This is a genomic window from Rhizorhapis sp. SPR117, assembly GCF_021742065.1.
Genome location: NZ_JAKKIE010000182.1, coordinates 1 through 1,265, shown reverse-complemented (window position 1 = coordinate 1,265; position 1,265 = coordinate 1). Strand labels below are relative to the sequence as shown.

Below are 1,265 nucleotides of genomic sequence, written 5' to 3'. Positions count from 1 at the left end.
GCCGACGAGATCCTCGCCGCCGTCAAACGCTTCTGCCAGAAAACAATGAAGCGAACTTCGGATTCAGGTGACTAGCCACAACGACATCAGCGGCTTCCGCCGCTCAATGAACCAATTGACCAGATAGTGATCGAGACGGAGGGTGGAGTGATTTCCGAACGGGCATTGAATTTGCGGAGCGGGCTGCTCGACAGATCCCGCATCCTGATTACCGGGGGCGGCACCGGGCTTGGGCGGATCATGGCCGAAGGATGCGCGGCCCTGGGCGCTACGGTGTATATCTGTGGCCGACGCGGCAATATTCTGGAGGCCACCGCCGCGGAGATCAATGCTGCGAGCCCCGCCGGAAAGATCGTTTCCATTGCGTGCGATATCAGAGACGCGGAATCGATCGACGCCATGCTCTCCAAAATTTGGCAGGACGGCGGCCCGCTGACGGGCCTCGTAAACAATGCCGCGGCCAATTTCATCGCGCGAACCGAGACGGTTTCGGCCAATGGCTACGACGCCATCGCCGAAACCGTGTCGCGCGGCGCGTTCCTTGTGACGACGGGATGCGGCAAGCGATGGATTGAGCAGGGCATATCGGCGTCTGTCCTATCGGTGCTGACGACTTGGGTGTTGAACGGGGGGCCGTTCGGCGTGCCGGCGACTATGGCCAAGACCGGACTCTGGGCGATGACCCAGTCCCTCGCCGTCGAGTGGGGCCGACACGGCATAAATTTGAACGCGATTTGTCCGGGATATTTCCCTCCGACCGAAGGGATGTCCGCCAGGCTCATGCCCGCCGAACAGGGGATTACCGAAAAAAACATCAATCCGATGCAGCGTGCCGGTCGACCGGAAGAACTGGCCAATCTGGTTGCATTCCTGCTCGCCCCGGGATCATCATTCATAAGCGGGCAATTGATCGCAATCGACGGCGCTGGATATCAGGGGAACGGAGGCAACTTCTCCGCGCTGACCGAATGGAGTGCGAAGGAGTGGGAAGCTTCTCGCGCCAAGATGCGGGCGGTCGATGCCAAGGACAAAGCGATGCGAACGACACAAACCAAGCCCAAGGCGGGATGAAGCCGTCCTACCCGCTCTTGACGAATGGGCGATCTGTTCCCGGGACCTCGGCAAATGCGCGGTCTTGGTTGTTTCGTATATCTTTCGAGAGATGAGGTGACGCTGGAGATTGACGTGGTGTTGATTGTCGCTGAGAAGTGACCCGGTAGCGGCATAAATTTTCACTGAGATTTGACCCATGTTTGAACCACTCC

The 1,265-nt window shown here is 59.0% G+C and carries 1 protein-coding gene; it reads left to right on the top strand.

Translation table 11 applies throughout. From position 1 onward, the window contains the following. The first annotated feature begins 126 nt into the window (after positions 1-126). Entirely contained in the window at positions 127-1,071 is a 945-nt protein-coding gene (locus L3X40_RS21815; RefSeq protein WP_237367427.1) for an SDR family oxidoreductase, read from the top strand. Positions 1,072-1,265: the final 194 nt, after the last annotated feature.